At 32.0% G+C, this 14,299-nt stretch carries 14 protein-coding genes; 6 read left to right on the top strand and 8 right to left on the bottom strand.

What is annotated here, in order from left to right; genetic code table 11:
* Window positions 1–52 precede the first annotated feature (52 nt).
* Entirely contained in the window at window positions 53–850 is a 798-nt protein-coding gene (locus tag H574_RS0104425; RefSeq protein ID WP_027879403.1) for a universal stress protein, read from the bottom strand.
* A gap of 91 nt (window positions 851–941) precedes the next feature.
* Between H574_RS0104425 and H574_RS0104420 the strand changes: the two genes are divergently transcribed.
* Window positions 942–2,276: an MATE family efflux transporter gene (locus tag H574_RS0104420; RefSeq protein WP_027879402.1), complete on the top strand. Its 1,335-nt coding sequence runs from the start codon at window positions 942–944 to the stop codon at window positions 2,274–2,276.
* 26 nt (window positions 2,277–2,302) lie between these two features.
* On the top strand, window positions 2,303–2,470 hold the full coding sequence (locus tag H574_RS14740; RefSeq protein ID WP_169558269.1) for a hypothetical protein: 168 nt from the start codon (window positions 2,303–2,305) through the stop codon (window positions 2,468–2,470).
* 73 nt (window positions 2,471–2,543) lie between these two features.
* Here the strand turns inward: H574_RS14740 and H574_RS0104410 are convergent, their stop codons facing one another.
* A complete protein-coding gene (locus tag H574_RS0104410; protein WP_027879401.1) occupies window positions 2,544–3,185 on the bottom strand; it encodes a 2OG-Fe(II) oxygenase in 642 nt (213 codons plus the stop codon).
* A gap of 90 nt (window positions 3,186–3,275) precedes the next feature.
* Here H574_RS0104410 and H574_RS0104405 point away from each other — a divergent pair, with 90 nt between their 5' ends.
* On the top strand, window positions 3,276–3,728 hold the full coding sequence (locus H574_RS0104405; RefSeq protein WP_027879400.1) for a 6-pyruvoyl trahydropterin synthase family protein: 453 nt from the start codon (window positions 3,276–3,278) through the stop codon (window positions 3,726–3,728).
* Window positions 3,729–3,738: 10 nt separating this feature from the next.
* Complete coding sequence (locus H574_RS0104400; protein ID WP_027879399.1) at window positions 3,739–4,500, top strand: UDP-2,3-diacylglucosamine diphosphatase; 762 nt, start codon at window positions 3,739–3,741, stop codon at window positions 4,498–4,500.
* On the opposite strand, the gene H574_RS0104395 is transcribed toward H574_RS0104400, so the two are convergent.
* From H574_RS0104395 to H574_RS0104380, 4 genes are read right to left on the bottom strand one after another with little or no spacing between them, the layout of a single operon-like run.
* Complete coding sequence (locus H574_RS0104395; RefSeq protein ID WP_027879398.1) at window positions 4,497–5,144, bottom strand: peptidoglycan-binding domain-containing protein; 648 nt, start codon at window positions 5,142–5,144, stop codon at window positions 4,497–4,499. The genes H574_RS0104400 and H574_RS0104395 overlap by 4 nt on opposite strands.
* 53 nt (window positions 5,145–5,197) lie before the next feature.
* Window positions 5,198–6,460 carry an MFS transporter gene (locus H574_RS0104390; RefSeq protein WP_027879397.1) on the bottom strand — a complete coding sequence of 421 codons (1,263 nt, stop codon included), beginning with the start codon at window positions 6,458–6,460 and terminating at the stop codon, window positions 5,198–5,200.
* Window position 6,461: 1 nt separating this feature from the next.
* Window positions 6,462–8,150 carry a single-stranded-DNA-specific exonuclease RecJ gene (recJ, locus tag H574_RS0104385; RefSeq protein WP_027879396.1) on the bottom strand — a complete coding sequence of 563 codons (1,689 nt, stop codon included), beginning with the start codon at window positions 8,148–8,150 and terminating at the stop codon, window positions 6,462–6,464.
* A gap of 38 nt (window positions 8,151–8,188) precedes the next feature.
* Window positions 8,189–8,608 carry an OsmC family protein gene (locus H574_RS0104380; RefSeq protein ID WP_027879395.1) on the bottom strand — a complete coding sequence of 140 codons (420 nt, stop codon included), beginning with the start codon at window positions 8,606–8,608 and terminating at the stop codon, window positions 8,189–8,191.
* 61 nt (window positions 8,609–8,669) lie between these two features.
* Between H574_RS0104380 and H574_RS0104375 the strand changes: the two genes are divergently transcribed.
* Window positions 8,670–9,260, top strand: coding sequence for a carboxymuconolactone decarboxylase family protein (locus H574_RS0104375; RefSeq protein WP_027879394.1), 591 nt, complete (start codon window positions 8,670–8,672; stop codon window positions 9,258–9,260).
* A 44-nt stretch (window positions 9,261–9,304) separates the two neighbouring features.
* On the opposite strand, the gene rsmI is transcribed toward H574_RS0104375, so the two are convergent.
* Entirely contained in the window at window positions 9,305–9,976 is a 672-nt protein-coding gene (gene rsmI / locus H574_RS0104370; protein ID WP_027879393.1) for a 16S rRNA (cytidine(1402)-2'-O)-methyltransferase, read from the bottom strand.
* A gap of 94 nt (window positions 9,977–10,070) precedes the next feature.
* On the opposite strand from rsmI, the gene H574_RS0104365 reads away from it, so the two are divergent.
* A complete protein-coding gene (locus H574_RS0104365) occupies window positions 10,071–13,469 on the top strand; it encodes a T9SS C-terminal target domain-containing protein (RefSeq protein ID WP_027879392.1) in 3,399 nt (1,132 codons plus the stop codon).
* Here the strand turns inward: H574_RS0104365 and H574_RS0104360 are convergent.
* Complete coding sequence (locus H574_RS0104360; protein WP_027879391.1) at window positions 13,466–14,197, bottom strand: hypothetical protein; 732 nt, start codon at window positions 14,195–14,197, stop codon at window positions 13,466–13,468. The two genes, H574_RS0104365 and H574_RS0104360, sit on opposite strands and share 4 nt — an antisense overlap.
* Window positions 14,198–14,299: the final 102 nt, after the last annotated feature.

Genomic DNA, 14,299 nt, shown 5'->3' with positions numbered 1-14,299 from the left:
TCGAGCAACTTAGCTCGACCTTTTAAATAAAAATTTTATATAAAATTTTAAATTATTTTATTCCGCTTAATACTAAAACTGGTAATGTTGAAGAGTGAAAATCTTTCTTTAAAATCGAATTTTTCTCCCACAGTTTAGCAAAAAATCCACGCTTACGTCTAACCACACATAACAAATCAGGATCATTATCTTTATAATGCTCTAGCACACCTTGAAACGTTGTGGCATTTTCAGATTTTGTAGTTTTAGTAATCATACTGCTCAACTCTTCATTAACATCAAAATCACCATTATTATAAAAAGGGGTTTTTACTAAAAGTAAATTAACAATTGATTTATAATGTTCTTTAATATCTTGTAATGGTTTTAAAACGCCTTCTTTTTTAATTGTTGCAGATTTTAAAGCCATTAGTATGTAAATAATTGGTTTATACTTATAACCTTCTGGAACAATTAAAGCTGGTATATTGGTTTGTTTAATAATTTTTCCTGATGTTTTACCTAGATAAACTTCATCTTTAATAGAGTTTGTTCTAGGCTCTAATAGGATTAAATCAATATCTAAAGACTTACAAACTAACTCTAATGTATCAATTAGTTTTCCTTTAAACGTCTTAATAACAACTTCAACATTTTTAGTATCTACTTTAGCAATATGACCTTTTAAAAAGTCCATGCTTTCTCTTTCTAAAATATGATCTACTTTAATCATTGTACCTGATTTTGTGTAGACATTATAAATTTGTACTACATATAATTTTGCACCAAAAGCTTGTGCAAAATCTACCGCATATTGTAAATGACTTTGTGCATTTTTTGAAGAACCAACAGGTACTAAAATAGATTTCATAAATAAATGGTTTAGGTTACAAAAGTACAGATTTTTTATTCACTTAAATTTAAATAAAGTTTTACGACCTTTGGCATTAATTTTTATCAAAGTGAAAACTAAAATTAGCTTAAAGCATATCAACAAATTAGCAATTCCTGCATTAATTGCTGGCATATCAGAGCCTATATTATCACTTACAGACGCAGCTGTAGTTGGTAATGTAGACTTAAATGCTACCGAATCTTTAGCTGCTATTGGTATTGTTACAACGTTTATCTCTATGCTTATTTGGGTTTTAGGACAAACACGTAGTGCTATATCTTCAATAATTTCTCAACATCTTGGTGCAAATGCTTTAGACCAAGTAAGACAATTACCTGCTCAAGCAATTTTTTTGATTACATCTTTAAGTATATTTATTATTGCTATAACCTATCCTCTAGCTGCACCAATTTTTAAACTATATAATGCCGAAAACTTAATTTTAGATTACAGTGTTGAGTATTATAGGATACGCGTATTAGGATTTCCGTTTACACTTTTTGTTATTGCTGTTTTTGGAACATTTAGAGGATTACAAAACACGTATTACCCAATGGTTATAGCTATTTCTGGAGCTGCATTAAACGTAATTTTAGACTTCATCTTAGTGTACGGAATAGATGGTGTAATTACTGGTCAACACATTAAAGGTGCTGCTTATGCAAGTTTAATTGCTCAAGTGTTTATGGCTTTATTTTCGGCATACTTGCTGCTTACAAAAACAAGTATTCCTTTGCGGTTTAGCTTTCCTTTAAATCCGCAGATTAAAAATTTTGCCCTCATGATTTTAAATCTGTTTATACGCACATTAGCATTAAACATTACGCTTTACCTTGCTACAAAATATGCTACAGGTTATGGTAAAAATTATATTGCAGCTTATACTATAGCAATTAATTTATGGTTTTTAGGTGCTTTTATTATTGACGGTTATGCTAGCGCTGGTAATATTTTATCAGGAAAATTATTTGGTCAAAAAAATTACAATCAACTAATCAAACTAAGTAACAAATTAATTAAGTATGGTATTTATCTTGGAATAACTGTTGCAATAATTGGTAGTATTTTATACTATCCTATTGGAAGAATTTTTACAGACGAAAGTAATGTTTTAATCCAGTTTTACAGCGTCTTTTGGATTATTCTAGCAATGCAACCTTTATGTGCTTTAGCCTTTATTTTTGATGGAATATTTAAAGGTTTAGGTAAGATGAAGGCTTTACGTAATGTATTACTTCTGTCAACATTTTTAGTCTTTATTCCTATACTTTTTATTGTAGATTATTTTGACTTAAAATTGCACGGTATCTTTATTGCATTTACCTTTTGGATTATTGCTCGTGGTTTACCATTAATAATAATTTTTAGAAAACAATTTTTACCGCTAACACAAAACAACTAACTTTACAACACAATTAGTTTTAGATTATGCTTATAGGTTTATTACAACAAGTTGATATTGAAGAAAAAATTAAAAATGCTCCAGATAACAGTTATGAAATTGGTGTCTTTATTGGTTCTTTCTTACCGCTAATTGTTTTAGTATTATTAGCATACTTTCTTTACAGATACAACAAAAACAGAAACAACAATTAGTTATGAATAGAATATTTTTACTACTAGCTATCGTACTTATAATCGTTTATTTTTACAATAAACGCAGGCGCTACTAACGGGTCTTAAGCCAACCTGTAATACTTAAGCGTTTTGTGTTTACAGGCTTAACTTCGTGCTCTATAATCTGGCTTTCAAAAATAACAACTCGTCCTGGTAAAGGATAAATTATTTTATCATTTTCTGGATTGTTTTCGTCTAGATATAACACCAATTCGCCACCATTTTCTGGTTGCCAATCTTCGTGATTAAGGTAACAAACAAAAGATAATTTACGCCTATCGTCGTTTTTAAAAGTATCTAAATGACGCTTATAAAACGTACCTTTAGGATAAATAGCATAATGAAATTCTTTATGCAAAATACCCATAAAACAAGTCTTATTTAAATAATTGACCAAGTGATTAATCTTATTAAAAAATAAGCTTTCAGAAGGATTAGCTCTTGCTTCATCCATCCATAAAATTACATCGCCTCTTATGGATTTAGCAATTACCTCATCAAACTTATTACCAATAGCAGCTTTTTTAAACGCATCATCTTCATATTTTTCTAGTAAAGATGCTCTTAAAAAATCTACTTCAGTATCATCAAAAAAATTGTCAATTATACAATATTTTTGATGTGTAATATCGTCTATAATCCTTTCATATAAAGGGACTTCGACAAAATCGATAGCTTCAAAAAGCTGACTCATTAGCCAATTATTTTAAAAAAAGTGCGTAAATGTAAACTAAAAACTAATTGGTTTTACAAAATCAATATCTTTGTAGCATAAAATTAATGTATGTCAAACATCAGAATAACAAAACAATTCTCTTTTGAAACTGGTCATGCGCTTTATGGCTACGACGGTAAGTGTAAAAATGTTCATGGTCATAGCTACAAACTAGACGTAACCGTGATAGGACAACCTATTACAGATACCAATAATGTAAAGTTTGGGATGGTCATAGATTTTGGTGACCTTAAAAAAATTGTAAAAGAAGAAATTGTAGACGTATTTGACCATGCGACTGTGTTTAATAAAAATACACCTCATGTAGATTTAGCAAAAGAACTTCAAGATCGAGGTCATGATGTTTTACTGGTAGATTATCAACCAACAAGCGAAATGATGGTTATAGATTTTGCCAAAAAAATTAAAGACAGATTACCAAATACTATCAAATTACATTCTTTAAAACTTTCTGAAACTGCAACCAGTTACGCACAATGGTATGCAAGTGATAATGAATAAGCCTATTAACATACACGTACCTAACGGAAAAAAAATATACTTTGCATCAGATAATCATCTTGGTGCGCCAACAAAAGCAGCATCTTTACCACGAGAAAAAAAATTTGTGGCTTGGTTAGATCAAGTAAAACAAGATGCAGCTGCTATTTTTTTATTAGGCGATTTGTTTGATTTTTGGGTAGAATACCGCAATGTTGTACCAAAAGGTTTTACAAGAACATTAGGCAAATTAGCCGAAATTACAGATTCTGGAATACCTATTTACTTCTTTGTTGGTAATCATGATTTATGGATGAATGGTTATTTTGAAGAAGAATTAAATATACCTGTTTACCATAAACCACATGAATTTACCTTTAATAAAACATCTTTTTTTATAGGTCATGGCGACGGATTAGGACCTGGTGATAAAGGGTATAAACGCATGAAAAAGTTATTTACCAATCCTATTTCTAAATGGATGTTTAAAAGATTGTTGCATCCGGACTTTGCAATGCGTTTAGGTAATTATTTATCGGTAAAAAACAAGCTTATTTCTGGTGATGATGATGCTAAGTTTTTAGGCGAAGACAATGAATGGCTGGTACAATATTGCAAAAGAAAACTGGAAGACAAACACCGAGATTATTTTGTATTTGGTCACAGACATTTGCCTTTAAATATTGACCTGACCCAAAACTCTAAATACATCAATCTTGGTGATTGGATACAATATTATACTTATGGTGTTTTTGATGGTGAAAAGATGGAGTTAAAAGAATTTAAAAACTAATCTAATAACGCATCTAAGGTCATCACATCTAAATTACCATCAGGAAAAAGATTATGCTTAGTTTCAAATTCTATTATAGCATTTCTGGTAATTGTGTGATAAACGCCATCTAATTCTAAATCAAACCCTTTTTTAACTAACAGCTTTTGTACTTCGTAAATAAAAGCACTTTTTTCGCCTAATCTAACTTTAGGATTTGCTGCATACATGCTTTTTATTTTAGATTTAAAAATAGCGCTACTATCAGGTTTTGTGCTATTCCCTTCAAGTTTCAACTTAATTAAATCGTTTGTTAATCCTTCTTCTTTTAATTGTTTAGAGGCTTCTAACTTAGCTTCGTAATACTTAACTTTTGCTAACTTTTTTCGATATTCGTTAACTACAAAAGTTGTAGATTCATCGTCATCTTCTGGAGATTTTACATTAATTTCATTTACATTCCATTGCATGTTAGCAAAACCATTTAAAGCTTGTACTGCTTCAAAATAACTATAAACTACATCTTGATTATAATACTCTAAATCAATATTTTCGCTTGATTTATAATTAAAGTTATCTGGATGAAAACGTTGATATTCTTTATACTGGTTGTAAGCAAAAATTAATACTATAATGACAATTAAAGCGATGATTAGTTTTTTCATAAATCAAAAAGATTAGCTTGCGAAGTTCAAATATAAAAGAAATTTAAATTGAATTACTCGTTGTGATCTTCAATATCTTCAGTAAGATCTAATTCTCTTAGCGTTTTATTTTTGGCTCCAATAGCAACAACAGTAACTAAAGTCATTATTCCGCCAAAAATAACAGCGACAGAAGGACCTAAAATTTTTGCAGCTAAACCGCTTTCAAAAGCACCAAGCTCGTTAGACGATCCAACAAACATACTATTTACAGACGCAACACGACCACGCATATGATCTGGCGTTTTTAACTGCAAAATGGTTTGTCTAATTACCATAGAAACGCCATCTGTAACTCCAGAAAAGAATAGCGCTAACACGCTTAACCAAAATAATTTTGAAGCTCCAAATACGATAATACAAATACCAAAACCAAAAATTGAAATTAGTAATTTTTTACCTGCATTTTTATTAACTGGTAAATAGGTAGTAATAAACATGGTTAAAATACTTCCTACTGAAATAGATGCGTTAAGCACGCCAAATCCTTTAGAACCAACTTCTAAAATATCTTGCGCAAACACCGATAAAAGTGCTACTGTACCACCAAATAAAACTGCAATCATGTCTAATGTTAGTGCGCCTAAAATGGCTTTATTACTAAACACAAATTGTAAACCAACCTTTAAACTTTTTCCAACAGACTCGCCAATATTTGGGTTTAAAATAGGTTTCTTTTTAATCTTGAAAGTAATTAGTAATGCGAAGGTAACTAGTGCAAAAACAATACAAAGTGTCTTGTCAACACCTATCCAATCTATTGAAAATCCTGCAAATAATGCGCCGGTTACGGTAGCTGCTTTCCATGTACTACTACTCCAAGTTGCTGCATTTGGGTAGATTTTTTTGGGAACAATAAGCGCAATTAATGAAAATATGGTTGGACCAAAAAACGAGCGTAAAAATCCGCCAAAAAACACCAAAGCATAAATACAGTATAAAATGTTTTGGGTTTCCCAATCGCCAACCACTTTATCCCAAGTCAATAAAAACAAGCCTAAACTAATTAATGAAAATGCAGCAATACAAATAGCTAGCAAGTTTCGTTTTTCTTTTTGGTCTACAATATGTCCTGCAAAAAGCGCCATAGTAAAGGCGGGAATAATCTCCATAAGTCCAATAAGACCTAAGTATAACGGATCTTTTGTTAAAGAATACACTTCCCATTCTATCACAATAAATTGCATAGACCAACCAAAAACTAAGGCAAATCTTAACAATAAAAAGGTGTTGAATTCTTTAATACGAAGTGCCGCGTAAGGATCGTTTTTTTGCATGTTATCCTTTTATATCTCTAATTTTAAGTTGAAGCGATACGTTACCTTGCCAATGGTTTTCGTCTACAGAATATACAGCGCTAAACGGTTGCTTGTCTTTAATAAGATTAAGTTTTTCACCTAAATTAAAACCGATGCATACAAATTGTTTACCTGATTGCGTTGCTGTAAACCTTAAGTGCGTTTTATCTTCGCCAACACATTTACCATAACCTGTATCTTTTAGGTTATCGGTCATAAAAATTGGTGTCATATTTCCTGGTCCAAATGGTGCAAACTGCTTGATTATTCGCCAAAATTTATCATCAATTTCAGCTAAATCAATTTGCATATCTACTTTTATTTCTGGCGTTAGTAGATTTTTATCTATGGTTTTAGAGACCTCATCTTCAAAAGCTTGTTTAAACGCTTCGTAGTTTTCTTCTTTAAGGGTTAATCCTGCTGCGTATTTATGTCCGCCAAATTGCTCGATATGTTCGGCGCAACCTTGTAACGCATTATACACATCAAATCCAGAAACCGATCTAGCAGAAGCAGCTAACTTATCGCCACTTTTTGTAAATACTAAGGTTGGTCTGTAATAGGTTTCGATTAAACGAGATGCCACAATACCAATCACACCTTTGTGCCAATGGTCTTGATACACTACGGTTGTTAAACGGTTTTCTTCATTTTCAGACTTTATTAACTCTAATGCTTCTTGGGTTATACTTTGGTCGGCTTCTCTCCTATCGGTATTAAATGCTTCTATTTCTTCAGCATATTGTAAGGCTGTTTGTAAATTGTTTTCGGTTAAAAGATCTACAGCGTATTGCCCATGTTTCATTCTACCAGCAGCATTAATACGTGGTGCGATGATAAAAACAACGTCGGTAATGGTTAATGAATCCTTTTTTATCTGATTAATTATGGCTTTAAAACCTGCACGAGGTTGCGCATTTATAACCTGTAAACCAAAATAAGCTAACACTCTGTTTTCGCCTGTAATCGGGACAATATCTGCGCCAATTGCTGTGGCAACAAGGTCTAAATATGGGATTAAATCATTTAACGTTTCACTAAACTTTTCAGCTACAGCTTGTATTAATTTAAAACCTACGCCACAACCACAAAGTTCTTTGTATGGATAATTACAATCTTCTTGTTTTGGGTCTAAAACCGCTACAGCATTTGGTACTTGATTACCTGGTCTATGGTGATCGCAAATAATAAAATCAATACCTTTTTCTTTAGCATAGTCTATTTTATCGATTGCTTTTATACCGCAGTCTAATGCAACGATTAAACTGAAATCATTATCGTCTGCAAAATCAATTCCTTTGTAAGAGACGCCATAACCTTCATCATATCTATCCGGAATATAAGTTGCGACATTTGCTGTTTTGGTCTTTAAATAGGAAGACATTAACGCTACTGATGTTGTTCCGTCTACATCATAATCGCCATATACCAATATATTTTCGCCGTCTTTAATTGCTTGCAAAATTCTAGTCACTGCTTTGTCCATACCTTTCATTAAATATGGATTATGAAGATGCTCTAAACTAGGTCTAAAAAAGTGTTTCGCGTCTTCAAAAGTTTCTATACCACGTTGTACTAAAAGCGTTGCAATTGCTTCATCTACATTTAAAGATTGTTGCAGTTGTTTGACAATTTCTAGGTTTGGTTTTGGCTTTAATGTCCAGCGCATATTTCAGTTAAAAAGTTGAAAGTTTTAAAGCGAAAAGTTTATTTGCTGTGAAATTTAATATCTGTTTTTACATCGGCAAATTGTCTAAACATTTCCATAACGCCGCAATATTTTTCGACAGATAGTTGTACTGCTCTGTTAATCCTTTCTTCGTTTAAATCTGTACCTGTAAAGTGGTAAGTAAGCCAAACGGTTTTATAGTATTTTGGATGTTCTTCGGTAAGCTCACCTTCTACTTCCATTTTAAAATCTTCGACCTCAACTTTCATTTTTTCTAAAATAGAAACAACATCTAAGCCTGAACAACCTGCTAAAGAAGAAAGCATCATTGCTTTTGGTGATAGACCTTGACGCTTCTGTCCTTCTACATCGGTATCCATTAAAACATGATGATTACTTGGGTTATCAGAATCGAATAGCATTCCGCCTTTCCAACTAGTTGTGATTTTATGTGTCATTTTTAAGAATTTTTTTGTTTATTGAATGTATCAAAAATACATTATAAAATTTAGAAAACCCATGCCTTTAGTAAACCCTTTACACGCAGATCACGATTTAGAAACCAAAGCGCTTGCAGACTTTTTTAATGAGACACTTGGCTTTTGCCCAAACTCGGTTTTAACCATGCAACACAGACCTGCAATAAGTAAGGCTTTTATAAATTTAAATAAAGCAGTTATGGCTAATGAAGGTAAAGTGACTTCTGCTTTAAAACGAATGATTGCTTGGGTTAGCAGTAACGCAACAGGTTGTAGATATTGTCAAGCTCATGCCATTAGAGCTGCAGAACGTTATGGTGCAGAACAAGAACAATTAGATAATATTTGGGATTATAAAACGCATCCTGCTTTTAGTGATGCCGAACGTGCTGCATTAGATTTTAGTTTAGCCGCAAGTCAAGTACCAAATGCAGTTGATGAAACTATTAAAACTGAACTATATAAATATTGGAATGAAGGTGAAATTGTAGAAATGCTTGGCGTAATTAGCCTATTTGGTTATTTAAACCGTTGGAATGATAGTATGGCAACAACCTTAGAGCATGATGCTATTGATAGCGGAAAACAACATTTAGGTAAACATGGTTTTGAGGTTGGGAAGCATGTTTAACTAGTTGACAGTTTTCAGTAGCAGTAAGTATAATTAATAAGGTTTTACTTTTTCCCTCCAACACAAATTACAATTTCTCCTTTTGGTGGCTTATTGGTGTAGTATTCTAAAACTTCTTTGGCTGTACCGCGTATGGTTTCTTCATACAATTTGGTAAGTTCTCTAGAAACTGAAACTGGTCTGTCTTCTCCAAAATACTCGCAAAAATTGGTTAATGTTTTTATTAATTTATGCGGACTTTCATAAAATATGATGGTTCTGGTTTCTTCAGCTAAAAATAAAAGTCGGGTTTGTCTTCCTTTTTTTACAGGTAAAAACCCTTCAAAAACAAACTTGTCGTTTGGTAAACCACTATTAACTAATGCTGGGACAAATGCTGTTGCGCCTGGTAAACATTCTACTTCAATATTATTTTCAATACATGCTCTAGTTAGTAAAAATCCTGGGTCAGAAATTGCTGGTGTACCTGCATCACTAATCAATGCAATGGTTGTTCCTGCTTTTAATTTTTGCACCAAACTTTCAACCGTTTTATGCTCGTTATGCATATGGTGACTTTGCATTGGTGTACTAATTTCAAAATGCTTTAATAATTTACCTGATGTACGCGTATCTTCAGCTAAAATTATATCAACTTCTTTTAAAACTTCAATTGCTCTAAAAGTGATGTCTTTTAAATTTCCTATTGGTGTTGGTACAATGTAGAGTTTACCCATTTTATTTTGAAATATTATTCAAATTTACAATCTTTTAATATATAATGAAGCAACCTTTTGCTATTTTAGTCATCTGTTAATAAACCAACCTTTAATGAAAAAATCGCTATTTATCTTCTTATTTTCTGTTGTGTCTTACATTTTAAATGCTCAAACAACAGACTTATCTATTGTTGTTGAAGCTCAAGATTTATCAGGAAATCCTATTTCTCAAATAGGAATTAATCAAGAATTTAAATACATAGTTACCATTTTAAATGGAGGAAATGCTGTAAATAATGCTTCGTTTTCTCAAACTTTAAATACTAATTTAATCATTTTAAGCGCTCAAAGTCAAAACCAAACTGGTGGCGCTAGCAGTATAGACCCAATAAATATAACCGGTAGTATTATAACTGGTACTATTGCTAATATGCCGTCAAATGCAAGTGTAGCGTTAGAGGTATTAGTAAAAGCGCCTTTAAACCTTGGTGGTATTGCTAGTAGTGCAACTGTATCTGCTCCGGATACGGTCACAGATACTAATACATCCAATAATCAATCTGTAATATCAATTGATGTTTTTGATATCCCAATAGATTTTACAGTAGATTATACCCAAACAAACCCTAGTTTAGGGACAGGTATAAGTGCTTGGAATGAGGTCGTGACTTATCAAGTTACAATAACTAATAATAGTACTATCGCGTTTCCGCTTGAAAGCTTTTCTCAAAAATTTAATCTTAACTCAAGTATTTTATATGGTAGACCAAGAATTGAATTAGAATCTATAAACTGTATTGGTGGTACAAACGGTATAAATTGTCCTAGCTCTTTAAATGTACAGGATAATAGTATTCAAACTATATCCTCTGTATCTACAATTTTAACCGTTGATCAAACTATTAATTTTCCTGCAGGCGCTTCTTTAACTTTTGAAATTGATATAAGATTTTTGGATCCATTATGTGGTATAGACATACAGCAAATGTCTGTGTCTAGCTTCTCACAAATACTTATTGAACATACAAATGAATCTTCTAATAGCTCTAATAATGTTATTACACCATTATTACTTGCAGAAGCTTGTCCCGAAGCAGATTTATGCGTACAAACTACTCAAATAAATCCTGATGCTTCCCAAGATGTTGCATGGGGAGAACAAGTTACCTTTCAAACCACCGTTTGTAATAGTGGTCCTGAAGCGACTTTAATGCGTTTCTTTTTACAGAATTTAACAGTAGGTGTAGATTGGGATATTATTTCTATAACTTGCGATTTTACAACAGGTCCAGTAGACTGTAGCGACTTTACACTTACAGATTTAGATCAATACTGGCAAAGTAATAATTTTGTACTACAACCTAATACAACTATCCAAGTAACTACTGTTGTTGTCTTTTTAGAATCTGACGATTGTGCTGCTGAACAAGAAGATAACACACTTGGTCACGTAAGAAGTGGTGTAAACAACTTAGACTCTTTTATTTTAGATCCTAACCTTAATAATAATGCAGAAAGTGATTTTGTTTTATTACCACCTTTACCTGTTTGTGAACCAGAAGACTATGTAGACTTAAGTGTTACAAAAACACAAATTGATCCAGTATTACCAATAGGAAACTCTCCTAATAACACTACATCTTGGGGAGCAGTAACCTATGAAATTGTTATATCTAATAATAGTGATCAAGATGCTACTGTAGCTGTACAAGACTATATGCCTTTAGGAGAAAACACTAATACAGATGCAAGCTTAATATCTGTAAACTGTGTTGGTACAACAGGAACAGCAACGTGCTTTGATGTTACAAATCAAAATGTAGGCATTGTCTACGATGGTTTACCACAAGATGGACAACCAGATGTTTTTTGGGAAATTTTACCTGAAGATAACTTAATACTTCCAGCTCAAAGCTCTATAACTTATGAGGTTATTGTAGATTGGTTTCCTGGTTGTAATGCTAATTTTGTTAGAGCTACAAATAATGTCTCTATCGAAAATTTAGATGGTGTTTTAGATAATAACGAAAGTAACAATACAGCATCTTCTATTATTTATTTTGCTCCATGTGTAGATTTAGTTGTACAAACTTATCCAGAATTTACCTCTGTAGGTGTAAATAATAACTTCAATTGGATTGTAGATATTACCAATAGTAATACTAGCTCAAATGCCATAAATATAGATTTTATAGATACGTTAGGTGCTCAGTTTACAATAAACGGGACACCAACTTGTAATGTTGTTTCAGGAAATGCCACTTGTATTTCAAATTTCAATGTAAATGGTAATACTATTACAGGAAATATATCAAATATGGATCCTGCTGCAAATATTCAAATTATAATACCCGTTACAGCACCTAGCTATGGCGGCGCATTTACAAATACAGCAGAAGCCATACCTAACGGAGAGGACAATGAAGAGTTAACTCCAGAAACAAATATTTCAATTAGCAACGCTCAAGTTATTGCTCCTTTGGTAGAAAAAGTTTTTTCTCCAGATCAAATTATGCAAGGTCAAACTAGTATGTTACTATTTACACTTCAAAATTTATCAGGAAATCCTGCTCAAAACAACATATCATTTACAGACAATTTGCCAACGGGTTTAACAATAGCTGGTCCAATTGTTTGGGAAGATGCTAATAATTGTACAGCCACATTTTCTGGTGAAATCGGAGATACAGCAATTTCGGTTACTGATTTAACTTTTCCTGAAGGTGTAAGTACTTGTAGCTTTTCTGTAATAGTAACTTCAAATACACCTGGAGAATATATTAACAACAGCTCTAATTTTAGCAATTTAAATAATATAGATAGTTCTCAGGCAAGTGCAACATTATTAGTTACAGAAGACACAACTAATGTCGACATTGAAGTTTTAAAAACAGTAAACCCTGAAGAAACAGCAATTGGTACCGAAGTTGTTTTTACAATAACCGCAACTAATATTGGAACAACTGAAGCAACTAATATCGAAATTATAGAAAATTTGCCAGAAGGATATTTATTTATAAATGCCTTAACTAGTTTTGGAACTTATGATGAAAGTTCTTCAACCTGGAATATACCTAACCTTACTCCTAACCAATCAGAGAATTTATTATTAACTGTTCAGGTAATTTCAGCACAAAATTTATTAAATGTTGCTACCTTAAGTAACGTAAACGAAGTTGATAGAGATTTGACTAATAACGAAGATTTTGCAGAAGTATTAGTAAATAACTGTTTACAAATACCTGAAGGTTTTTCGCCAAATGAAGACACCTTAAATGATACTTTCGTAATTCCTTGCGTAGAAGATTATCCAATTAACAGTTTAGATATTTATAATCGTTATGGTACCTTAATTTATCATAAAGACAATTACATAAATCAATGGGACGGAAAACCTAACACAGGACCACTTAACCAAAATAAAGTGTTACCTGTTGGCACGTATTTTTACACTTTTAAGATAGAAGGAATATCTAATGTTTTTACTGGCTACGTATATTTAAATTATTAATTAAATCTAGCTTCTATAATTTGCATAAATCTAGTTTCATAGTCTTCTTTCCCTTCCCAATTGTTGTAGTCTGGTTTTACAACATTGCGTATTAGATGTGTAGCTTCTGTAAGGTCTGAAGTAGTATTTAATTGAGAAAGCACACGGTTATAATCTTCTGCACTACCATCAAAAAGATGTTTTATAAAAGCCAGCTTGTCGTTTAAACCAATGTTTAAACTAGATTTAAATCTATCGTTAAGGCTTTTCTTTTCTGGGTTAGTTTGGTTAGTTACAGGTTCAAAAATTGGCATTTCTTCAAAACCAGCAGTAATATCTTCAAAATCATTTTTATGGTAGTTCTTTTTTGGGATAACCTCTTCTAATAACTCATCAACTTTTTGAGTTTCTTCAGGCATTTGCGCTACCATGTCTTTAATTTTTTCCATTAAAGGTTCTGTGATTTCTTCATTTTCAGTGTCATCTAAATTGATATATGTTTTATTATCAACTTCAATATTATCACTTATTCTATTGTTAAATGCTGTATCTAGCATCCCAAAAAAAGAAGAATCATCACCTATAGTAGGTTTATCGTCCTCAAAATTTTCATTAGCAAATTTTAAAACTGTTAACTTCTCATAAAGCGCAGCAACTTCTGCATGCATTTTATTAACATCTTCTTTACCACCTAACTTTAGAATCCTGTGCGCAATGCTTATTAATTCTGACTCTAATTTCTTCTTCATGATTTGTCTTTTTTATAATTTTTAAAATTTAATACAAGATAGCCTTTTGTTTTTTAATAAATTTGGGCCACCTTTATAGAAAACAAGTACCATTCTTATTCT

Source organism: Mesoflavibacter zeaxanthinifaciens DSM 18436, assembly GCF_000422365.1.
In the GTDB taxonomy this organism is placed as follows: Bacteria; Bacteroidota; Bacteroidia; order Flavobacteriales; family Flavobacteriaceae; genus Mesoflavibacter; species Mesoflavibacter zeaxanthinifaciens.
This window is presented reverse-complemented; position numbering and strand designations above follow the sequence as displayed.